Origin of the sequence: Klebsiella grimontii (assembly GCF_900200035.1) — a bacterium.
Taxonomy (GTDB): Bacteria; Pseudomonadota; Gammaproteobacteria; order Enterobacterales; family Enterobacteriaceae; genus Klebsiella; species Klebsiella grimontii.
Window position 1 is genome coordinate 284,412 of sequence record NZ_FZTC01000019.1, and the last position, 22,250, is coordinate 306,661.

Below are 22,250 nucleotides of genomic sequence, written 5' to 3' on the forward strand. Positions count from 1 at the left end.
CAGACAATTGAGATAACACAATAGCTGGCTAGGGTTCCGGTTCACTCAGGTGAACGTCTGGTCCGAGAGCTGGCGACCTCTGCGAGGTTACACGGCGGGACAAAAGCCCGGGAGACAGCAGCACCGTTGGGTGTCGCGCTGCCCCCGTTTCCCGTGCTAACCAGAGGTCCACCATGAAGACACCGCCGCTCCTCCGCTCTCTAATTCTGTCGCTGGCGCTGCTGGCCAGCGTCCCATCGTTTGCCGCCGTCAAAAAAGAGTTCAACGTCTGCTGGACTATCTACGCCGGATGGATGCCCTGGGGTACCATCAGCAACGAAAAAATCATCGATAAGTGGGCCAGTAAATACGGCATCAAAATCAATATCGTTCAGCTAAACGACTACATCGAGTCCATCAACCAGTATACCGCGGGCCAGTTTGACGGCTGCACCATGACCAACATGGATGCCCTGACCATTCCGGCGGCGGGCGGCGTTGACACGACGGCGCTGATTACCGGCAGCTACTCCGACGGCAACGACGGCGTGGTACTGAAGGGGGCGAATAAAAAGCTCAGCGATCTGAAAGGGATGGCGGTGTATCTCCCGGAGCTTTCGGTATCGCACTACCTGCTGGTTCGCGGCCTGGAAAAAGCCGGACTGCAGGAAAAAGACGTCAAAGTGGTCAATACCTCGGATGCGGATATCGTCTCGGCCTTTGGCACCAGCGGCGTACGCGCGGCGGTGGCCTGGAATCCGCAGCTTTCGGTTATCAAAAAGACGCCGCAAACCACGGAAGTCTTTAGCTCTTCGCAGGTTCCCGGCGAGCTGATCGACATGATGGTGGTGAATACTCAGACGCTGAAAGATAACCCGGCGCTGGGCAAAGCCCTGACCGGCGCCTGGTTCGAGATGATGACCAAAATGCGGGCCGGCGATACCGAGGCGCTAAACGCGATGGCCGCCGACTCCGGCACCGATCTCGCCGGTTACCAGGCGCAGCTAAAAACGACCCATCTGTTCTGGACGCCTGCCGACACCCTGACGTTTATCTCCTCGCCGGAGCTGGCCAAAACCATGCAGCGGGTGGCGCAGTTCTCCTTTGATAAAGGGCTGCTGGGCGAGGGCGCGCAGAGCGCCGACTTTATCGGCATGACCTTCCCCGGCGGCGTCACCGTCGGCGATACCGCGAACAGCAAGCTGCGCTTTGACGACAGCTATCTGAAGCTGGCCGCGGCGGGCAAGCTGTAATGATTGACTCCGGGAGTCCACGCCATGCGCCACATTAACCGCTATCCCCGGCAGGGTATGCGCCTGACGCTGATGCTGTTGCCCTTTGTCCTGCTGGTCGCCGCCTGGTTTATCGGCTCGGCGGTGCGGCTGGAAGCCAATCCGCAGGATAAGCTGCTGCCCGGCCTGTCGCAGATGATCGCGGCCATTGACCGGATGGCGTTCACGCCGGATAAACGCAGCGGTGAGTATCTGCTGTGGGCCGATACGCTGATTAGCCTGGGCCGCCTTCTGATTGGCCTGACGTTCTCTTCGCTGATTGGCCTGGGCATCGGCATCTCCGCCGGCGTGTTCCCGATGTACCGCGCGGCGCTGTCGCCGCTGATGACCGTGGTATCGATGATCCCGCCGCTGGCGATCCTGCCGGTGCTGTTTATTGTCTTCGGCCTGGATGAGCTGTCAAAAGTGATGCTCATCGTCATCGGCATTACGCCGATGCTGGCGCGCGACCTTGAACAGCGGGCGCGGGAAATTCCGGCGGAGCTGTTTATCAAAGCGCAAACCCTCGGCGCCAATAGCTGGACGGTGGTGCTGCGGGTGGTGCTGCCGCAGCTGCTATCGCGGCTGATCACCTCCCTGCGCCTGCTGCTGGGCTCCGCGTGGCTGTTTTTGATCTCCGCCGAGGCCATCTCCGCCACCGCCGGGCTCGGCTATCGCATATTCCTCGTTCGCCGCTATATGGCGATGGACGTGATTATTCCTTACGTCATCTGGATAACGCTGCTGGCGTGGCTGATGGATCTGGCTCTGCGCCAGCTGCACAAAGCCTGTTTCCCGTGGGCGGAAGGAGGTCGGGCATGAGTTTTATCGACATCAAAAATATCTGGCAGGAGTATGGCGATCACGTGGTGCTGGAGCGCATCAATTTGCAGGTGAAAGAGGGTGAGTTCTGTTCGATGGTCGGCGCGTCCGGCTGCGGCAAATCAACCTTTTTACGTCTGCTGCTCGGCCAGGAAAAGCCGACTCGCGGCGAAATCACTCTCGACGGCCAGCCGCTGGCGGCGGAGCCGGACCGCAGCCGCGGCGTGGTGTTTCAGCGTTATTCGGTTTTCCCGCATCTCAACGTGCTGGATAACGTCGCCATAGGTCTTGAACTTCCGGCGTCACCGCTGTTTGGCCGGCTGTTTGCCGGCAGGAAACGCGACGCCCGCGAACGGGCGCGGCGGATGCTGGAGAAAGTCGGGCTGGGGCACGCGCTGGATAAATACCCGGCGCAGCTCTCCGGCGGGATGCAGCAGAGGCTGGCGATTGCCCAGGCGTTCGTGATGCAGCCGCGCGTGCTGCTGCTCGATGAACCCTTCGGCGCGCTGGACCCTGGGATCCGCAAGGATATGCACGGGCTGCTGCTCCAGCTATGGAGCGAAACCCGGATGACGGTTTTTATGGTCACCCACGACCTTGCGGAAGGCTTCAACCTTGGCACCCGGCTGCTGGTTTTCGACAAAGTGCGCATTGATCCGCAGGCGCCCAACGCCTGGGGGGCGCGCATTACCTACGATATCCCGCTCAATGAAGCGCGGATGTCGCAGCTGACGACCGGCAGCGACAATAACGTTTACGCATTAAGGAGATAGTTTGATGACCGCACTTTTTCACTCCTCCCCCAGCCTGCGCGAAGAGCGGCTCCCCGGCGGGGCGCACACCTCGTTAATTTTGCGCAAAGGGCAAATTCTGCGCCTGACCGATATCGACGGCGGGGCCAACGTCAGCATGATGATGCTTAATCCCCACGAGAAGAGCGAGCGTCTGAATCTGCCGGACACCCTCAAGGGCCAGCATACCGCGCGCCTGACCGCCGGACACTGTTTCTACTCCGATATGGGGCGCGTCCTGGCCGGGATCGTTGCCGACAGCTGCGGCTGGCACGACCCGTTCGGCGGGGTGCTCAACGCCGATGAGACGCGTGAAAAATATGGCGCAGGACGCTACCAGGAGCTGCGCAACGGCTTCTATCGCAACGGCGTCGATAACCTGCTGGTCGAGATGGGCAAGTGGGATCTGGGCCTGGAAGACCTGCTGATGGTGGTTAACTTCTTCAGCAAAGTGACCGTCGATGAGGACGGCAGTTTCCGCTTTATCCCCGGCAACAGCCGCGCCGGAGATTACGTTGAGCTGTTTGCGCCGATGGATGTCCTCATGGTACTGACCGCGCTGCCGCATCCCCAGGACCCGGCCGCGGAATACGCCCCGCGGCCAATTCAGCTTAGCTGGTATCAGGCCGACGATGCGCAGGCGACCGCGGAAGCGCTCTTTACTCGCGATGAAAACCAGCGCGCGTTCCTCAACACCCAACTTTTTGCCCTGTAAGGAGGCTGCGATGCGTCTTATCACCAGTAACCGTCGTCCTGAAGATGCCGTCTATCGCCATGTGATCCCGGCAGGGGAACCCTGGCTGTTTGAGGTACAAAAAGGGCAAACCCTGCGCCTGCTAGACCTCGAAGGCAACCAGGCCATCGATACTCTGTTTTACAACGCCGATAACCCCCGCGAACGCTACGATCCGCAGCGCACGCTGCGCCGCCAGGGCAATGCCTATCTGACCACCGGCAGCGTGCTCTATTCCAATCTGGGCAATCCGCTGCTGACCATCGTTGCTGATACCTGCGGTCGCCACGATACCCTCGGCGGCGCCTGCGCCCAGGAGAGCAACACCGTGCGCTACGCCCAGGATAAACGCTATATGCACAGCTGCCGGGATAATTTCCTTTGCGCCTGCCTGCACGATGGTCGCCTGCACAAGCGCGATATCGGCGCCAACATCAACTTTTTTATGAACGTCCCGGTCACCCCGGAAGGCGGTCTGACCTTTGAGGACGGCATATCGGCGGCGGGGAAATACGTTGAGCTGCGCGCCGAGTGCAGCGCCGTGGTGCTGATTTCCAACTGTCCGCAGTTGAACAATCCCTGCAACGGCTGGAACCCCACGCCCGCCGAGGTGCTGGTATGGAACTGACCCGCTGGCAGCGCTGGCGCCTGTTGGCCTTTCGGCTCTTCGCCGTCCGCGCCGATCGCCTGAACAGTACGCCGACGCGCAAACCTTAAGCGCCGGTTCACCCCGGGGACGACCTCAGGGGAACATCGAATTTTTGCGGGACGACCCGCGACCCTGTGAGTTCCGCTTATGTTTGATACCTTACTGATTGCCAACCGCGGCGCGATTGCCTGCCGCATTCTGCGCACCCTGCGCGCGATGCAGGTGAAGGGCGTCGCCGTTTATTCCGAAGCCGACCTGAGCAGTCTGCATATCCGCGACGCCGATGAAGCCCTCAGCCTCGGCGACGGCCCGGCGGCGCAAACCTATCTGGCCACGGAGAAGATCATTGCCGCCGCGCAGCAGAGCGGCGCCCGGGCGATCCACCCCGGCTACGGCTTTCTGTCGGAGAACGCGGCCTTCGCCGAGGCCTGCGAAGCGGCGGGGCTGGCCTTTGTCGGCCCAACCCCGCGGCAGCTGCGCGTCTTCGGCCTGAAGCATACCGCGCGCGCCTTAGCCAAAGCCGAGGGCGTGCCGCTGCTGGAGGGCAGCGAACTGCTGGCCGACAGCGACGAAGCCTGCCGGGCGGCTGAGGCGGTGGGCTATCCGGTGATGCTTAAAAGCACCGCCGGCGGCGGCGGGATCGGCATGCGCGTCTGCCGCGACGCTCGTGAGCTGACGGAGGCGTTCGCCACGGTGCAGCGGCTGGGGCAAAACAACTTCAGCGACGCCGGCGTATTTCTCGAAAAATATATCGAACGCGCCCGCCATCTGGAGGTGCAAATCTTCGGCGACGGGCGGGGGGACGTTATCGCCCTCGGGGTGCGCGACTGTTCGGTACAGCGGCGTAACCAGAAAGTGATTGAAGAGACGCCCGCGCCGAATCTGCCGGAAGGCACCGCGCAGGCGCTATGCGCGGCGGCTATCGCGCTGGGTAAAGCGGTGAGCTACCGCAGCGCCGGCACGGTGGAGTTCGTCTATGACAGCACGGCGCGGCAGTTTTATTTCCTCGAAGTGAATACCCGGCTTCAGGTTGAACACGGCGTCACCGAGCAGGTGTGGGGCGTTGATCTGGTGCGCTGGATGATTGAGCTGGCGGCGGGCGATTTACCCCGGCTAGACGTGCTGGCCGCCGGGTTACGGCCTCAGGGGCATGCTATTCAGGCGCGGCTTTACGCCGAGGATCCGGGACGGCAGTTTCAGCCGTCTCCCGGACTGCTAACGGAAGCCATCTTTCCACCGGCGGACGGCGCCGCCCTGCGTATCGACCGCTGGGTGGAAGCCGGCTGCGAAGTGCCGCCGTTTTTCGACCCGATGCTGGCGAAAACGATCGCCTGGCGCCCCAGCCGCGATGAGGCTATCGCCGGCCTGGCGCAGGCGCTGGCGGAGACCCGCCTGTACGGCGTAGAAACCAACCGCCTGTACCTGCTGCAAATTCTTGGCTTTGCGCCGTTTACCGAAGGCGAGCCCTGGACCCGCTGCCTTGAGCAGCTGCGCTACCGGGCGGCCACCGTGGAGGTGCTGAGCGCCGGGACCCAGACCAGCGTGCAGGACTATCCGGGACGTCTCGGGTACTGGGCGGTGGGCGTACCGCCGTCGGGGCCGATGGACGATCGCGCCCTGCGTCTCGGCAACCGTCTGCTGGGTAATGCCGAGGGAGAGGCCGCGCTGGAAATCACCCTCAACGGGCCGACCCTGAAATTTAATACCGACGTTCAGGCGGTGGTGTGCGGCGCGCCGCTGGCGGTGACGCTCGATGGCGTTGACCAGCCGCTGGACCGCGTTTTTACCATTCCGGCGGGGGCGACGCTGAAGCTTGGCGCGATAAGCGGCGCAGGGGTCAGAAGCTATCTCTGCCTGAGCGGCGGTATTCAGGTGCCGGACTATTTGGGCAGTAAAAGCACCTTTACCCTCGGTCAGTTTGGCGGCCACGGCGGACGGGCGCTGCGCGGCGGCGACGTGCTGCATCTGGCGCCGCGCGCCGCCGCCAGAGTCGGGGATCAACTGCCCGCCGCGCTCCGCACGACGCTTGCGCAGGTACGGACGCTGCGGGTGATTTATGGCCCCCACGGCGCGCCGGAGTTTTTTACGCCGGCGTATATCGCGACTTTTTTCGCCACCGACTGGGAGGTTCATTTTAACTCCAGCCGCACCGGCGTGCGCCTGATTGGACCCAAGCCGCTGTGGGCCCGCGACAGCGGCGGCGAAGCGGGACTGCATCCGTCGAATATTCACGATAATCCTTACGCGGTGGGCGCGGTCGATTTTACCGGCGATATGCCGGTGATCCTCGGGCCGGACGGGCCGAGCCTCGGCGGTTTCGTCTGTCCGGTCACCGTTATTGAAGCCGACCTCTGGCAATTAGGCCAGCTCAAGGCCGGGGACAAAGTACGTTTCGTGGCGGTAGATTTACCCACCGCCCGGCGGCTGGCGCAAGGGCGGCGCGCCGAGCTGGCGACCCTAAGTCACCAGGCGATAACCTGGCAGCCCGCGCCCCTGACGTCGCCTGTCGTCATGACCTGCGGCGAGGCGGATAAACGCCTGGTGGCGCGCCTTTCCGGCGATACCCACCTGCTGCTGGAAGCCGGGGAGCCGGAGCTGGATCTGGTGCTGCGTTTCCGCATTCATGCCCTGATGCAGGCCCTGGAGGCGCAATCCGCAGAAGGCGTGATTGATATCACGCCGGGGATCCGCTCGCTGCAAATCCATTTCCAGCCGGAAACCCTGCCCCTGGAGACGCTGCTGGCCCGGGTGCGCGGCGAGTGGTCCACGGTTTGCCTGAGCGACGATCTGCAGGTGCCGACGCGCGTGGTGCATCTGCCGCTCTCCTGGGACGACCCGGCCTGCCGCAAGGCGATCGATAAATACATGACCACCGTGCGCCAGGACGCGCCGTGGTGCCCGAGCAACCTTGAGTTTATCCGCCGGATTAACGATCTGCCTGACGAGCAGGCGGTATGGAATACGGTGTTTGACGCCAGCTATCTGGTCATGGGGCTGGGCGATGTTTATCTCGGCGCGCCGGTGGCGACGCCGCTCGACCCGCGCCATCGCCTGGTCACTACCAAGTACAACCCGGCGCGCACCTGGACGGCGGAAAACTCGGTCGGCATCGGCGGGGCCTATCTGTGCGTCTACGGCATGGAGGGACCCGGCGGCTATCAGTTCGTTGGCCGGACCTTGCAAATGTGGAATCGCTACCACGACGTGGCGGATTTTGCCGGCAAACCCTGGCTGCTGCGTTTCTTCGACCAATTGCGTTTCTATCCGGTTTCGGCCGAAGAGCTGCTGCAAATTCGCCGCGATTTTCCGCTCGGACGCTACCCGCTGCGCATTGAGAACAGCACGCTGCGGCTGGCGGAATACCAGCAGTTTCTCCACCGCGAAGCGCACAGCATCGGCGCGTTTCGCGAGCATCAGCAGCGGGCGTTTAACGCCGAACGCGATCGCTGGATAGCCAGCGGCCAGGCCCATTTCGACAGCCAGGAGGGCGCCGTGGATGAGGGTGGCGACGCGCCGCTGCGTCAGGGCGAGCAGGGGGTGGAGAGCCCGATTTCCGGCAACTTATGGCAGGTACAAACCGCGGCAGGCAGTCGGGTTCGCGCGGGGGATGTGCTGGTCGTTCTGGAGTCGATGAAGATGGAGATCCCGCTGCTGGCCCCCTGCGACGGCATTATCCAGCAGGTTCACGTGCAGCCGGGCAGCGCGGTGCGCGCCGGGCAGCGGGTGGCGGTGATTATTGAGGAGAAGGCATGATGCAGCAGACGTTTGATTTACGCCTGGCGACCCTGGCGGCAGACTATCGCAACGGCAAAACCACCCCGCGCCGCCTGCTGGCGGAAGTGCGCCAGCGGGCGCAGGCGCTGAACCCCGAATTCCGCTTATTTATCCATATCCTGAGCGAAGAGGAGCAGGAGCCGTTTCTGGCGGCGCTGGAAGGCCTCTCGCCGACCGAGCTGCCGCTATACGGCGTGCCGTTCGCCATCAAAGACAATATCGATTTGGCGGAGATTATCACCACCGCCGCCTGCCCGGCGTTTGCTTACCGGGCGGAGCAGAGCGCGACGATTGTCGCTCAGCTGATCGCGCTGGGGGCGGTGCCGGTCGGTAAAACCAATCTCGATCAGTTCGCCACCGGCCTGAACGGTACCCGCTCGCCGTACGGTGCTTGCCGCAACGGCTATCTTGCAGATTACCCATCCGGGGGCTCCAGCGCCGGTTCCGCGCTGGCGGTGGCGCTGGGCGTCGCCAGCTTCTCGCTGGGAACGGACACCGCCGGCAGCGGCCGCGTCCCGGCGGGGCTGAATAACCTGGTGGGTCTGAAGGCCACGAAAGGGCTGATCTCCACCGCTGGGGTCGTGCCCGCCTGCCGTACGTTAGACTGTGTGACCTTTTTCAGCGCCACCGCCGACGAGGCGAGCCAGCTGCTGGCGCTGGTCGCGCAGTACGATCCGCTGGATGCCTGGAGCCGCCATAATCCGCAGTGGAACAGCCGTCAGGCGTTCGGCAGGCCGGCAGCCGGTTTTCGTTTTGGCGTTCCGCGCGAGCTGAATTTCCTCGGCTGCAGCGCAAGCGAGCGTCTGTTTACCCAGGCCCGGCAGCGGCTGACGGCGCTGGGTGGGGTGGCGGTTGAGATCGAATTCGCGCCGTTTCTGGCGGCAGCCCGACTGCTGTATGACGGACCGTGGGTCGCCGAACGTTACGCGGTAGTCGGCCCGTTGATGGCGCGGCAGCCGGAGGCGGTGCTGCCGGTCATTCGCGAGGTGCTGGCGAAAGCGCCGGATACCGACGCCACGGCGACCTTTAAGGCGATCTATCAGCTACAGCAGTACAAAGCCCGGTGCGACGCGATCCTCGAGACCCTCGACTGCGTGCTGACGCCAACCTATCCGCGTCCGGTGACGCTCGACGAGCTGCAAGCGGAACCGATCGCGCGCAACGCCGATCTCGGGTATTACACCAACTTTATGAACCTGCTGGACTACGCCGCGGTGAGCGTGCCGTGCGGATTTATGCCGGACGGCTTGCCCTCTGGCGTTACCCTGTTTGGCCGGGCATTTACCGACCAGTATTTGCTCAGCCTGGCCGACGCGTTTCAGCGAGCGGAGCGGCTGCCGCTGGCCGGCGGGACGCGGCTGGAAACCCCGCCGCCCGAACGCGCCGCCGGTCATGACCGGATGGCGCTGGTTGTTTGCGGCGCGCATCTTGCCGGCCTGCCGCTAAACGATCAGCTGCTGGCGCGGGGCGGCCAGCTGCTGCAGGAAACCCGCAGCGCGCCGCACTATCGTTTGTACGCCCTCGCGGACGGTAAGCGCCCGGCAATGGTTCGCGATGAGAGCGGCGGGGCGGCGATTGCGGTTGAAGTGTGGGAGCTACCCAGCGCGGAGGTCGGTTCGCTGCTGGCGGCCATTCCCGCGCCGCTGGGCTTAGGGAAAGTTGAGCTTGCCGACGGACGCCGGTTAACGGGCTTTATTTGCGAAGCCGAAGGATTAGGCGAAGCCACGGAGATTACCGCCTACGGCGGCTGGCGCGCCTGGCTGGCGCGCTAGGACATCATCACCTCCGTCGAAGTCCCGAGGGAGGTGATTTTTGTGACGACGTCACGTTTCTAACATGCTGAAACATTTCTGCCAAATCATTAGCAACCTTTCGATAGGGCTCTCGCTGCGATAACGCTATTCTTCCCCGCTTTTCCTTTTTCAGGCCCTTTGTAACCCAGGTATATGACCGCTAATGTCCCTAATGAGAGATGAAATTCGCGACCATTCAGCGGAAAAGATGCTATTTATCCGCCGAGCCGTCATTGCGTTTCTACTGGTGGTGGTCTGCTTTGCCATCCTGATCCTTAATCTTTACCGTTTGCAGGTCGATCAGCACGATTTTTATCAGACGCGTTCAAACCAGAACGACATTAAAATGCTGCCCATCGCGCCGAGCCGGGGGCTGATTTTCGACCGCAACGGTATCCCGCTGGTACAAAATATTACCCTCTACCGTTTGCAGGTGATCCCGAGCAAAATCGCCGATATGACGGCGCTGCTGCAGCAGCTGACGCCGATCGTCGATTTAACCCCGCAGGATATCGCCGATTTTCGCGACGATATGCACCACAACAGCCGCTACAAAGAGGTGACCTTAAAAGCGGACCTGAGCGATGTTGAAGTGGCGCGTTTTGCGGTCAATGAGTTTCATTTCCCCGGCGTCACGGTGGAGAGCTACCAGCAGCGCGCATACCCCTACGGGGCCGAACTGGCGCACGTGGTTGGCTACGTATCGAAAATCAACGACAGCGATCTGCAAAAGCTGGCCAAAGCGGGGGAAGAGGAGAACTACGCCGCCGACCATAATATCGGCAAGCAGGGTATCGAAGGCTACTACGAGAAAGCGCTGCACGGCACCACCGGATATCAGGAGGTCGAGGTGGATAACCACGGGCGGGTGGTGCGCCTGCTGAAAGAGGTGCCGCCGGTGGCCGGGAAGAACATCTACCTGACGCTGGATCTGCACCTGCAGCAGTATATCGAGTCGGTGCTGAAAGGGCAGCGCGCGGCGGTGGTGGCCGTCGATCCGCGCGATGGCGGCGTGCTGGCCATGGTGTCGAGCCCCAGCTACGATCCCAATCCCTTTGTCAGGGGCATCGGCTATCAGGCCTACCGTTCGCTGCTCGATAACCCGGACCGGCCGCTGATTAACCGGGTCACCCAGGGTCTCTATCCGCCCGCGTCGACGGTGAAACCCTACATGGCGCTGTCGGCGCTATCGGCGGGCGTTATCACGCCAACCACCTCCTTCTTCGGCGCGCCGACCTGGACGCTGCCGGGAACCCAGCGCCGCTACCGCGACTGGCTGAAGAGCGGCCACGGCATGCTTAACGTCACCAAAGCGATAGAAGAATCGGCGGACACCTTCTTCTATCAGGTAGCGTTTGAGATGGGTATCGACCGTATTCACGAGTGGCTCAGCAAGTTCGGTTACGGTCAGTCAACTGGCATCGATCTTAACGAAGAGTATGCCGGGGTGCTGCCGAGCCGGGAGTGGAAACAGCGGGTGCATAAAAAACCATGGTATCAGGGCGATACCATTTCCGTCGGTATCGGCCAGGGCTACTGGATTGCCACGCCGATCCAGATGGTCAAGGCGCTGACGACCCTGATTAACAACGGCAAAGTGCAAAACCCGCATCTGCTTTACTCCATGAAACAGGGGAATAAGGTTGAGCGCTATCAGCCGCCGCAGGATCTGCCGCAGGTTGGCGATCCGCGCTCGCCTTACTGGGGCGTGGTGCGCAACGGCATGTACGGCATGGCGAACCTGCCAAACGGCACCGGCTATAAGCTGTTCCATACCGCGCCGTACCAGATCGCCGCCAAGTCCGGGACGTCCCAGGTGTTCAGCCTGAAGGAGAACCAGACCTATAACGCGAAAATGATCCCGGTGCGCCTGCGCGACCATATCTTCTACACCCTGTTTGCGCCGTATCAGCATCCGAAGGTGGCGATGGCGCTGATTCTGGAGAACGGCGGCGGCGATGGCGTGGTAGCGGGACCGACGGCGCGCGCCATCCTCGACCATATCTTCGACCCGGCCAACGCGCCGGCGGTACAGGGCGCGGCCTCGACGGTGCCGCAGGTGGAGAGCGCCGACGCGCAGTAGCGGTTATTCGTTGAGAGCATAAGCGTTGGCGGATTGGTTATTTGCCGCCGCCGGCGCTTTTGCGCATAGTAGCGTTCTGTGTTGCTGTGAAAAAGGCGCTCTGATGTCGTTAAGCCGAAATACCCTTCTTCTTGTCCAGACCGGGACTCCGCCGGATGAAATCGTCTCCGACCACGGCGATCTTCCCCTCTGGTTTGGCAATCTGCTGGCGCCGTGGCGCAATAAAATCAGCGTGGCGCGGGTGTATGCCGGCGAGCCGCTTCCCGCGCCGGACAATAATACCGTGGCGGTGATTACCGGCTCCTGGGATATGGTCACGGAGCGCCTGCCGTGGAGCGAAATGACCGCCGCATGGATCCGCGAGGCGATGGCGATAGAGATGCCGCTGTTTGGCGTCTGCTACGGGCATCAGCTAATGGCGCACGCGCTGGGCGGCGAGGTGGACTACCATCCAGCCGGACGCGAAGCGGGAAGTAAAACCATTTCACTGTCCGCACACGGCCTGGCTGATCGTCTGCTGGCTGACCACCCGGCGCCGTTCAGCGCGCACCTCACGCATATGCAAACGGTCACCCGATTACCGCCGGGGGCGACGGTGCTGGCCTCGTCGCAGCACGATCCGCACCAGATTGTGCGCTACGGCGCGCATGCCGTATCTACGCAGTTTCATCCGGAGATCACCCCGGCGATTGCCCGCTCGCTGATCGCGTTCCGTCAGTCGGCGCTGCGCAACGAGGGGATTGACCCGGACAGGCTGAGTCGTGACGTTGCGGAGAGCCCGGTGGCCTCGGCGATTTTGACCCGCTTTGTCGCAGGCTACCTGCAGCCGGATCTGAACCTGGCTTAACGTTAGCGCTGTTTTTCCGCGAGCCAGGCCGCCGTTTCAGCCAGGATTTCGTCGGAAAACGCCGAATCCGCGGTCATCCGCGCCAGAATTAACGCGCCGACCATGGCCGACCAGCTGCCAATCGCCGCGCGACGGCGGGCTTCAGCGTCTTGATCATCCATCGCTTCACTGAGCTGGTCTATGTGCTGCCGCAGCCGGGCGGTCATTTCATCGCGCGCGGGTTCGGACTGGCGGATGGTCTCCGCCGCCAGCGCAGCCAGCGGGCAGCCGTTGGCAAAATTATCCCGGTGTTCGGGGGAGAGATAGCGTTCAACGCGCGACGCGAAGTCGTTTTCCGTCGTCTCGCTTTCGATCTTCAGTTCCGCGAGGGTTTGGGCGATCAGGTCATCCTTCGATTTAAAGTAGCCATAAAATCCGCCGTGGGTCAGACCGGCTGATTTCATAATATCGGTGACCGTGACCGCGTCAAAACCCCGCTCGCGAAACAAGCGTCCGGCGGCGGTCAGGATTATCTGCTTATTCTCTTCAACCTGTTTTCTGCTCACTCTCATGGCGTCGTCCTGCTGCGAAATTATTTATGATGACCATCATATAACATTATTTACAGTATACCCAACCCGTGCCATTATACATGACGATCATCATGTATAAATTCAGGAGTACATCTATGAGCAGCAAATCAGCGGTACTGGTAACCGGCGCATCGACCGGAATTGGCGCAGTCTATGCCGAACGTTTTGCCCGCCGCGGCCACGACCTGGTGCTGGTCGCGCGTAACCGCGAGCGTCTGACGGCGCTGGCCGAGCGACTGCGCGGTGAAACCGGTGTTCAGGTCGACATCCTGCAGGCCGACTTAACCCAGGATAGCGACATCATCGCCGTGGAGCAGCGCCTGCGGGAAGACGCGCGTATTGGGATTCTGGTCAATAATGCCGGTACCTCGATTCCCGGTGATTTCCTCCACCAGAGCAGCGACGATATCACTCGCCTGATTACCCTCAACGTGACCTCAGTGGCTCGCCTGGCGAACGCTATCGCGCCGCGTCTGGCCGAAGCCGGAGAGGGGGCGATTGTCAACATCGCGTCGGTCGTTGGGCTGGGTCCGGAAATGGGGTTGACCGTCTACGGCGCCACGAAAGCCTTTGTGCTGTTTCTCTCACAGGGGCTCGATGTTGAGCTGAGCGCGAAAGGCGTATACGTCCAGGCGGTACTGCCGGCGGCGACGCGCACCGAGATTTGGCAGCACAGCGGCAAAGATGTGGATACCATTCCCGGCGTCATGGAGGTGGATAAACTGGTCGATGCCGCCCTGGTGGGGTTCGACCGCCGCGAATCGGTGACTATTCCGCCGCTGCATGATGAAACGCAGTGGCAGGCGCTTAACGCGACGCGTCAGGCCATGCTGCCCGGCTTTGCGCAATCTGAACCGGCGGCGCGTTATCTGGGGTGACTGGCTGTTTGTATCACCGTGTATCGGAAAGGAGAGTCGATACACGCTTATGGCGCGCATTTCGAATACAAGTACATCCCGGAGGCGGCGCCAGGGGCGTCTGTCCGGGATGATGGTTGTGAACCTGTAGCCCGACAGGTGCGCAGCACCGCCTCCGGGAAATACAGTGACAACGTCACAAATTCAGGACGAAACCCAATAAAAAAAGCCGATAAGGTGAGTTATCGGCTTTCGAGGTTAGTGCGAGAACGAACTTACTGCGCCAGCAGCTCCTGGGCGGTACGCTCGACCAGGCTCAGCAGCACCTTCACGTCCTCTAACGTCACGATCGGGTTCAGCAGCGTCAGCTTCAGGCAGGTGACGCCGTTGTGCTCGGTCACGCCGACGTTAGCGCGGCCGGAAGCCAGCAGCGCATCGCCAACCCGCTGGTTGAGCAGGGCGATCGCGGCATCGTCGCTGCCCGCCATCTGCTGCGGACGCGAACGGAACAACACGCTCGCCAGCTGCGGCTGCATGACCAGCTCCAGCGTCGGCTGCGTTGCGACGTAATCCGCCACGTTCAGCGCCATCGTCACGCCGTGATCGATGATTTCCGCGTACTGCTTCTGGCCCAGCGCTTCCAGACCCATCCATAGCTTCAGCGCGTCGAAGCGGCGGGTGGTCTGCAGCGATTTGGACACCAGATTCGGTACGCCGTGCTCTTCATCGAACTCGGAGTTCAGATAGGCCGCCTGATAGCGCATCAGCTCATAGTGGCGGGCTTCTTTTAACAGAAACGCGCCGCAGCTGATGGTCTGGAAGAACTGCTTGTGGAAATCCAGGGTGATGGAGTCCACTAGCTCAATGCCGTCCAGACGGTCGCGATACTTTTCGGACATCAGCAGCGCGCCGCCCCAGGCCGCGTCGACGTGCAGCCAGATCTGGTACTCTGCCGCGACGGCCGCAATCTCGCGCAGCGGGTCAATCGCCCCCGCGTCGGTGGTGCCGGCGGTGGCGACGATCGCCATAATCTGCTCGCCGTTAGCCTGCGCCTCGGCGATTTTCGCTTTCAGATCCGCCACGTCCATCCGCGCGAATTCGTCGGTTTTCACCAGCGTCACGGAGCGGTAGCCGAGGCCCATCAGCGCCATATTCTTCTGCACCGAGAAGTGGGCGTTTTCTGAACACAGCACTTTGTACTGACGAATATCGCCCGGCAGACCATCCTGCTGGATGGAGTGCCCCCGGCGGGCGAAGAAGGCATCGCGCGCCAGCATCAGGCCCATCATGTTGCTCTGGGTGCCGCCGCTGGTGAAGACGCCGGCATCGCCAGCGCCGTAGCCGACCTGGGCGCGCAGCCATTCAATCAGCTTGATCTCGATGATGGTCGCTGACGGGCTTTGGTCCCAGGAGTCCATACTCTGGTTGGTGGCGTTAATCAGCACTTCCGCCGCCTGGCTAATCACCAGGCTCGGGCAGTGCAGATGCGCCACGCACTGCGGGTGATGTACCGACAGGCTGTCTTTCAGGAAGTACTCGATCGCACGTTCAATCGCCGCCTGGTTGCCCAGACCCTGTTCGTTGAAATCAAGGGTGATGCGCTCACGCAGTTCATCAACGCTTTTCCCCTGATACATTTCAGGCTGCTGCAACCACTGCGCTACCGCCTGGCTGGTCTGGGCGATCGCTTGCTGGTAGGCATCAATACTTTGCGCGGAACCAGCAAGAATCGGATTCAATTTGGACATTGCGGTCACTTACTCCACTCAGACCGGTTTTACGCCGGCGGCCAGCAGGGCCTGTTCAAATTTGTCGAAGAAAATTTCCAGCTCAGCGTTGCTGATCAGCAGGGACGGCAGCAGGCGCAGCACGCAGCCGTGGCGGCCGCCGCGCTCGAGGATCAGACCCGCTTCGAAGCATTTCTTCTGCAGCAGCGCGGAGAGTTCGCCATCCGCCGGGTAGCAGCCCATGTGGTCCGGCGCTTCGTTCGGTTTAACGATCTCGATGCCGATCATCAGGCCCAGACCGCGAACGTGGCCGATAACCGGATAGCGTTTCTGCATCTCGGCCAGCTTGCCTTTCAGCCATTCGCCCTGAGCGGCGGTTTTATCCGCAATCTTATTATCTTTCAGGTGGCGCAGGGTGGTCAGTCCGGTGGCCATCGCCAGCTGGTTGCCGCGGAAGGTGCCGGTGTGGTGACCCGGTTCCCAGGCGTCGAACTGCTTTTTGATACCGAGAACGGCCAGCGGCAGACCGCCGCCAACGGCTTTCGACATCACGATAATGTCCGGCTCAATGCCAGCGTGTTCAAAGGCGAAGAATTTACCGGTACGGGCAAAGCCAGCCTGAACTTCATCGATGATCAGCAGAATGCCGTGCTCCTGCGTCACTTTACGGATGCGCTGCAGCCATTCGACCGGAGCCGGGTTCACGCCGCCTTCACCCTGAACGGCTTCAAGGATCACCGCCGCCGGTTTACGCACGCCGCTTTCGACGTCGTTGATCAGGTTTTCGAAGTAGTAGGTCAGCGCTTTCACGCCGGCTTCGCCGCCGATACCCAGCGGGCAGCGGTACTGGTGCGGGTAAGGCATAAACTGCACTTCCGGCATCATGCCGTTAACCGCCGCTTTTGGCGACAGGTTGCCGGTGACGGACAGCGCGCCGTGGGTCATGCCGTGGTAACCGCCGGAGAAGCTGATCACGGAAGAGCGACCGGTGTATTTTTTCGCCAGCTTCAGCGCCGCTTCCACGGCGTCAGCGCCGGATGGACCGGTGAACTGCAGGCAGTATTCTTTGCCTTCGCCCGGCAGCAGGGAAAGCAGGTATTCAGAGAAGCGATCTTTTAACGGTGTCGTCAGATCGAGAGTATGTAACGGCAAGCCGCTGGTAATGACACTTTGGATGCTCTGCAGCACGTCAGGATGGTTGTGGCCGAGTGCCAGAGTACCGGCGCCGGCAAGGCAGTCCAGATACTGTTTGTTATCCGCATCGGTCAGCCAGACGCCTTCCGCTTTGGTAATCGCAAGGGGCAGCTTGCGCGGGTAGCTCCTGACATTCGATTCGAATTCAGCCTGACGGGCCAAAAAGGTATCGTTGTTTGCATCTAATAAATCTGCGCCTAAAGTATCAATACGGACTTTATCCGTCATCATATCACTCCCACAACCAGCGTTACGGTTGAGCGCTGGTTGAATAAATTGGTGTAAGAAATTGAATCGCCATGCATTAAAGCGGGCACAATATATGGCTTTTTAGATACGCATTCAACGTTTTATTGATTAAGGTATATTTACGTTATTTTTACACTGGCGAAAATCAACCTAATTGATTGATTTAAAATGAATAATTTAAGGGGTGAAAGACCTTTAAAATTGTAATTATTAGTGAGGAAGTTTCTCGATTTTTATTAACGTTACGCGGATATTGCTGGCGAAAAGTTTCCGCCAGCAATGGCATGACTCAATGCAGCTCAACCGCATAATTCGTTAAAGGTGTGACTTTTTTCACCAACTTATTGTTATATAAAAACTGTTCATAAGCTTCATAGCGAGGTTTATCCAGCGCCGCCGGATCGCTGGCAAACAGAGGAAGGGTTTTCAGCCATGCCTGCTTGTTCAGTTCGGTATTGAGCTCGGGATGCGCGGCGGCAAACGCCTGCCAGGTCTCCTGAGGATGGGCGCGCAGGTAAGCGACGCCTTTTTGCAGCGCCTTGAGGAACGCCTTAATCTTCGGCGCGTTTGCTTCATCACGATTCGCGACAATCACCAGCTCGTCGTAGGCCGGTACGCCGTAATCCTCGACGTTCATCACCTGCGGAGCTTTCCCCTGTAGCTTCAGCTCCAGCGCTTCGATATTACGATAGCCGCCGATGACCGCATCGACCTGGCCGGCCAGCAGGGCGCTGGTCAGCTGGAAGTTCACGTTGATGAGCTTGATGCTTTTGGGGTCGATGTGCGCGTGCTGCGCCATGGTGGCCAGCGTCGCCTGTTCGATACCGCTCACCGAGTAACCCACTTTTTTGCCTTGCAGATCGGCGGGGGATTTGATGCTTTTATCCAGCGCGATCACCGTGTTCAGCGGTGAATTAATCAGGGTGCCGACGCGGACCAACGGCAGCCCTTCATCAGCAAAAAAATGGACCTGCGGCTGGTAGGTAATCGCCAGGTCCGCCTGGCGGGCGGCGACTAAGCGCGGCGGCAGCGCCGGGTCGGACGGCGGCACGATTTTGACGTCCAGGCCCGCCTCTTTAAAGGCGCCGATCTGTTCGGCCACCACGATCGGCGCATGATCGGGGTTGATATACCAGTCCAGCACCAGGGTGAGTTTCTCGTTGGCCAGCGCCTGACCGCTGAACAGCACGCCAAGGGCCATTCCGCTATAAAGATGTTTACGCATGGTTATTCCTTCTGTTTAAAATCGTTATTCCGGCGTCCAGTCGATCAGCCGGTGTAAAAAAGCATCCACCGCCAGCCAGAGCAGGACGGTCAGTACCACCAAAATAAACAGGGCCGCGAAGCAGATATCGGTTTGCAGGCGGGCGTTGGCGTTAAGCATCACGTAGCCCAGGCCTTCGGCTGAACCGACCCATTCGCCGATAATCGCCCCGATGGGGGCAACGGCGGCGGCCATCCGCAGGCCGGAACCAAGGGCCGGAAGGGCGGCCATCATGCGAACGTGGCGCAGCTGTGCGCCAAAAGAGGCCCCCATGGTGCGCGCCAGATCGAGATAGTCGCGGTTAACCCGGCGCAGGCCGTCAAAAAACGCCGAGGTGACGGGAAAGAAAATCACCAGCACCGCCATCATCACCTTGGCGCCCATGCCAAAACCGAACCACAGCACCAGCAGCGGGGCGAGGGCAAAGACCGGGATCGCCTGGCTGGTCAGCACCAGCGGCATCAGCCAGCGCTGAAGGCGCGGCGAGACAATCATGCACAGCGCCAGCGTCACGCCGAGTAGGGCGCCAAGCACGAGGCCGCTGAGGATCTCGCTCAACGTGATCAGCGTGTGTTCGCCGAGGTACGAGCGGTTGACCCACAGAGCGCTTGCCACCGCCGAGGGTGAAGGCAGCAGAAAGGCGGGAATGCCGCTGCGGCTCGCCAGCCACCAGAGCAGCAGCAGGCCGCAGAACACCACGGCGGCGCGAAACAGTTTTGCGCTCATCCGTTAGCCCTTATCAGCTGTTGCAGCAGCTCCGCCTGGCTGGCCAACAGCGCCGGATCGTCCGGCGCGCGCGGCGGCATGCCGGACAGGCGATGCGCGTCGTCAATCCCGCCGGGAGCGGGGGAAAGGACCAGCAGACGATGGCTCAGGCGGCAGGCTTCCATCGGGTCGTGGGTAATCAGCACGACGGTGCGGTTCACCAGGAGTTCCGCGGCCAGGGTCTGAATGCGCGTGCGGGTCAGGGTATCGAGCGCAGAAAAAGGTTCGTCCATCAGCACAATGGGGCGGTCTTCATAGAGCGTGCGCGCCAGCGCCGCACGCTGGCGCATGCCGCCTGAGAGGGCGGCCGGGCGGTCGCCGGCGCAGTGTTCAAGACCAACCTGTTGTAACAGCGCGGCAACCCGCCGATGGTCTACGCGCTCTCCGCGCAGACGCGCGCCAAGCGAGACGTTGTCGCGCACGCTTAACCATGGATAAAGCAGATCTTTTTGTCCCATCCACGCCAGCCGTTTATCTATTGGCTGCCCGTCGCTGGCGCGAACGTCACCGGCGGTAGCTTTTGCCAGCCCGGCGATAATGCGCAACAGGCTGGTCTTTCCAGCGCCGCTGGCCCCCAGCAGCGAAACCCACTGGCCGCCGGGGATAGCGAACGTCAGATTGTCGAATATCCGCCGCGCGCCAAAGCGCAGGCTCAGACCGCGCACCTGGATACCGGGCGCCGTCACGCCGGGCGCTCCGCGACGGCGTTGAGGCCCATCTGCCAGAAGTTTGCCTCCAGACGCGTGGCGGTGGTGAAAATAGCGCTGAGTTCGGCGAAACGCGCCTCGCCGCCGCGCTGCTGCCAGAGGGTTTCCAGCAGACCGATGGCGTTATTGACGCCGTTCAGGTAACCCTCATCGCCGTAGTTGCGGATCCAGGAGGCATAAGGATTGGCGGTCAGCCGGGTCGCCGGATCGTGCAGCAGGCCGAGGCCGATTTCCGCGTAGCCGGCAACGCAGGGCATCAGCGCCGCCAGCAGTTCCAGGGCGTCGCCGGAGTGGCCGATGTCCAGCACGTAGCGGGTATAGTTAACGGTTTCCACGGCTTCCGCTTCGGCGGCCATCGTCGCTTCATCCAGCCCCCATTCCCTGCAGTAGCCGACGTGCAGCGGCAGCTCGTCAATAATGGCGTTCATCGACGCGGCGGCGACGCGCATTTCCGCCAGGGTACGCAGCTTGCTGACCAGCAGCGCGTAGCTGCGGGCGAAATGGATCAGAAACAGGTAATCCTGCGTCAGATAGCGGCGGAAGGCGGATTCGGGCAGGGTGCCATCGGCGAGCTGGCGCAGGAAGGGGTGGGCGACGTAGTGCTGCCAGTCGGCGCCGGCCTGCTGACGCAGACGACCATAAATACCCTGGGTAAACGCGGGAAGAATCACAGGACCTCCTGAAACAAGGGAGATCCGGGCGTGCTGAATGAAGTGTGAACAGGCAATGGCGCAAAACTGGCGGAAATGCCGACCCGTCCCTTCGCTGGCATGACCCAGATCAGGTTCAAAGGGTTCGGCTTACGCCATCTCAGCCCTCACGGGACACCCCTCGGTTTGGCCCCTGTTATACGACATTCCCTTTTTGATTACAATGCTGTGAATTTGCCGGGAATAGGTGACGTTGTCACTTTTAAATATCTCAAGAAATGGCTATTGCGCATCGTTTGCGCCCGGTGGCGGCTGACGCCTTACCGGGCGCGTATTATCAGAGGATCAGTGAAACGCTACCCAACTGGCCCCGTTGTCTGCTGAACGAACGCAGCTCTCTACCCAATGCACGCCGAGCGCCCCGGCTTTGGCATCCGGATACCAGAAGTTTTCCAGCAAGGCCGAATCGCGACGGTCGGTTGCATCCATGGCAATGGCAAAGCGGCGATACAGATTCGACCAGGCCTCAAACAGCCCTTCGGGATGGCCGCCGCCAATCCGGTCGTCCTGCAGGGCCAGCGGGTCAAGATAGGGCATACCGCGTTCGAGGATGCGCACCGGCTCGCCCTGAATTTCGTAGCGCAGCTGGTTCGGCTGTTCATCCCACCACTCCAGGCTAGCTTTCTCCCCGACGATGCGGACTTTCTGTCCGTGCATTGAGCCGCTGTTGACCGCCGAGCACCACATCGACCCTACGGCGCCGTTGTCGTACTCCATCAGCACATGCGCGTTATCCTCCAGCGGTGCGCGGCTTTTGACAAAACTCTGGCGGGAGCACATCAGGCGAGTGATATTAAGCTTCGGCGCCATGGTCTCCGCCAGGAACAGCGGGTGGGTGGCCAGATCGCCCAGCACGTAGCTGGGACCAACAAATTTCGGGTCCACCCGCCAGCGGGTGCTGGGGTTATCCTGCTCTACCGGCTGGTTATGGAAACCGTGGGCGAACTGCATATTGATGATGCGGATCTCGCCCAGCAGCCCCTGTTCAATCATCTGCCGAGCCTGCAGAATCAACTGATGCCCGGCGTAGCCGTAGGTGACGCCGATGATTTTGCGCTGTTTTTCGCTCAGGGCCACCAGCGCATCGGCCTCTTCGCCGGTAAAACAGAGCGGTTTTTCACAAACCACATGCAGTCCGGCCTCAAGCGCCGCGCGACAAATGGCGTAGTGGGTGTTATTCGGCGTGGCGATAGAAACCGCTTCAATGCCGTCTTCCCGCGCCGCTTCTTCGCGAAACAAGGTTTCGTAGTCGGGGTAACAGCGTCCGACGTCCACGCCCAGCTGCTGGCCAAACTCGCGCCCGCGCTCTGCATCAATATCAAAAGCCCCGGCCAGCAGGGTAAACGATCCGTCGCGCAGCGCCGCGGAGCGGTGAATATAGCCAATCTGGCTGCTTCCGCCGCCGCCCACCATGCCCCAGCGTAAGGAGCGGCCTACAGGTTTAATACCGTTAATCATCTGTT

The 22,250-nt window shown here is 61.2% G+C and carries 18 protein-coding genes and 2 riboswitches; of the genes, 10 read left to right on the top strand and 8 right to left on the bottom strand.

Going from position 1 to position 22,250, the window contains the following annotated elements; all coding sequences use genetic code 11:
* The first annotated feature begins 17 nt into the window (after nucleotides 1-17).
* Nucleotides 18-116: riboswitch (guanidine-I (ykkC/yxkD leader) on the top strand.
* A 57-nt stretch (nucleotides 117-173) separates the two neighbouring features.
* The 9 genes from KOSB73_RS16120 to KOSB73_RS16160 all read left to right on the top strand — a co-directional run bounded on the left by KOSB73_RS16120 (nucleotide 174) and on the right by KOSB73_RS16160 (nucleotide 12,742).
* A complete protein-coding gene (locus tag KOSB73_RS16120) occupies nucleotides 174-1,232 on the top strand; it encodes a putative urea ABC transporter substrate-binding protein (RefSeq protein ID WP_004138013.1) in 1,059 nt (352 codons plus the stop codon).
* 24 nt (nucleotides 1,233-1,256) lie between these two features.
* Entirely contained in the window at nucleotides 1,257-2,072 is an 816-nt protein-coding gene (locus KOSB73_RS16125; protein WP_024358200.1) for an ABC transporter permease, read from the top strand.
* Nucleotides 2,069-2,845, top strand: a complete 777-nt coding sequence (locus tag KOSB73_RS16130; RefSeq protein WP_004138010.1) for an ABC transporter ATP-binding protein — start codon at nucleotides 2,069-2,071, stop codon at nucleotides 2,843-2,845. The genes KOSB73_RS16125 and KOSB73_RS16130 overlap by 4 nt, the downstream gene beginning before the upstream one ends.
* 4 nt (nucleotides 2,846-2,849) lie before the next feature.
* A complete protein-coding gene (locus KOSB73_RS16135) occupies nucleotides 2,850-3,578 on the top strand; it encodes an urea amidolyase associated protein UAAP1 (RefSeq protein WP_064342652.1) in 729 nt (242 codons plus the stop codon).
* 10 nt (nucleotides 3,579-3,588) lie between these two features.
* Nucleotides 3,589-4,224 carry an urea amidolyase associated protein UAAP2 gene (locus KOSB73_RS16140; protein ID WP_004138008.1) on the top strand — a complete coding sequence of 212 codons (636 nt, stop codon included), beginning with the start codon at nucleotides 3,589-3,591 and terminating at the stop codon, nucleotides 4,222-4,224.
* A 168-nt stretch (nucleotides 4,225-4,392) separates the two neighbouring features.
* A complete protein-coding gene (uca, locus tag KOSB73_RS16145) occupies nucleotides 4,393-7,998 on the top strand; it encodes an urea carboxylase (RefSeq protein WP_098140686.1) in 3,606 nt (1,201 codons plus the stop codon).
* Complete coding sequence (gene atzF, locus KOSB73_RS16150; RefSeq protein WP_098066015.1) at nucleotides 7,995-9,791, top strand: allophanate hydrolase; 1,797 nt, start codon at nucleotides 7,995-7,997, stop codon at nucleotides 9,789-9,791. The genes uca and atzF overlap by 4 nt, the downstream gene beginning before the upstream one ends.
* 184 nt (nucleotides 9,792-9,975) lie before the next feature.
* Complete coding sequence (mrdA, locus tag KOSB73_RS16155; RefSeq protein ID WP_165775011.1) at nucleotides 9,976-11,895, top strand: penicillin-binding protein 2; 1,920 nt, start codon at nucleotides 9,976-9,978, stop codon at nucleotides 11,893-11,895.
* Between the two features lie 103 nt (nucleotides 11,896-11,998).
* Nucleotides 11,999-12,742 carry a glutamine amidotransferase gene (locus KOSB73_RS16160; protein WP_049085862.1) on the top strand — a complete coding sequence of 248 codons (744 nt, stop codon included), beginning with the start codon at nucleotides 11,999-12,001 and terminating at the stop codon, nucleotides 12,740-12,742.
* 2 nt (nucleotides 12,743-12,744) lie between these two features.
* On the opposite strand, the gene KOSB73_RS16165 is transcribed toward KOSB73_RS16160, so the two are convergent.
* Nucleotides 12,745-13,293 (bottom strand): TetR/AcrR family transcriptional regulator, encoded by a 549-nt coding sequence (locus tag KOSB73_RS16165; protein WP_064342655.1) that lies wholly within the window; start codon nucleotides 13,291-13,293, stop codon nucleotides 12,745-12,747.
* 116 nt (nucleotides 13,294-13,409) lie between these two features.
* Between KOSB73_RS16165 and KOSB73_RS16170 the strand changes: the two genes are divergently transcribed.
* Nucleotides 13,410-14,192 (top strand): SDR family NAD(P)-dependent oxidoreductase, encoded by a 783-nt coding sequence (locus KOSB73_RS16170; RefSeq protein ID WP_024358192.1) that lies wholly within the window; start codon nucleotides 13,410-13,412, stop codon nucleotides 14,190-14,192.
* Between the two features lie 254 nt (nucleotides 14,193-14,446).
* On the opposite strand, the gene KOSB73_RS16175 is transcribed toward KOSB73_RS16170, so the two are convergent.
* The 7 genes from KOSB73_RS16175 to KOSB73_RS16205 form a co-directional block, all read right to left on the bottom strand.
* Complete coding sequence (locus tag KOSB73_RS16175; protein WP_165775012.1) at nucleotides 14,447-15,928, bottom strand: pyridoxal phosphate-dependent decarboxylase family protein; 1,482 nt, start codon at nucleotides 15,926-15,928, stop codon at nucleotides 14,447-14,449.
* 9 nt (nucleotides 15,929-15,937) lie between these two features.
* Entirely contained in the window at nucleotides 15,938-17,323 is a 1,386-nt protein-coding gene (locus KOSB73_RS16180; protein ID WP_024358191.1) for a diaminobutyrate--2-oxoglutarate transaminase, read from the bottom strand.
* A 307-nt stretch (nucleotides 17,324-17,630) separates the two neighbouring features.
* A complete protein-coding gene (locus KOSB73_RS16185) occupies nucleotides 17,631-18,566 on the bottom strand; it encodes an ABC transporter substrate-binding protein (protein ID WP_049090386.1) in 936 nt (311 codons plus the stop codon).
* 24 nt (nucleotides 18,567-18,590) lie between these two features.
* Nucleotides 18,591-19,331, bottom strand: coding sequence for an ABC transporter permease (locus tag KOSB73_RS16190; RefSeq protein WP_032711032.1), 741 nt, complete (start codon nucleotides 19,329-19,331; stop codon nucleotides 18,591-18,593).
* Complete coding sequence (locus KOSB73_RS16195) at nucleotides 19,328-20,056, bottom strand: ABC transporter ATP-binding protein (RefSeq protein ID WP_024358188.1); 729 nt, start codon at nucleotides 20,054-20,056, stop codon at nucleotides 19,328-19,330. Before KOSB73_RS16195 ends, KOSB73_RS16190 begins: the two co-directional genes overlap by 4 nt.
* Nucleotides 20,053-20,748 carry a TenA family protein gene (locus KOSB73_RS16200; protein WP_064410678.1) on the bottom strand — a complete coding sequence of 232 codons (696 nt, stop codon included), beginning with the start codon at nucleotides 20,746-20,748 and terminating at the stop codon, nucleotides 20,053-20,055. Before KOSB73_RS16200 ends, KOSB73_RS16195 begins: the two co-directional genes overlap by 4 nt.
* Before the next feature lie 69 nt (nucleotides 20,749-20,817).
* A riboswitch (TPP riboswitch) is annotated at nucleotides 20,818-20,919 on the bottom strand.
* 153 nt (nucleotides 20,920-21,072) lie between these two features.
* Nucleotides 21,073-22,245, bottom strand: a complete 1,173-nt coding sequence (locus tag KOSB73_RS16205) for a Gfo/Idh/MocA family protein (RefSeq protein ID WP_024358186.1) — start codon at nucleotides 22,243-22,245, stop codon at nucleotides 21,073-21,075.
* Nucleotides 22,246-22,250: the final 5 nt, after the last annotated feature.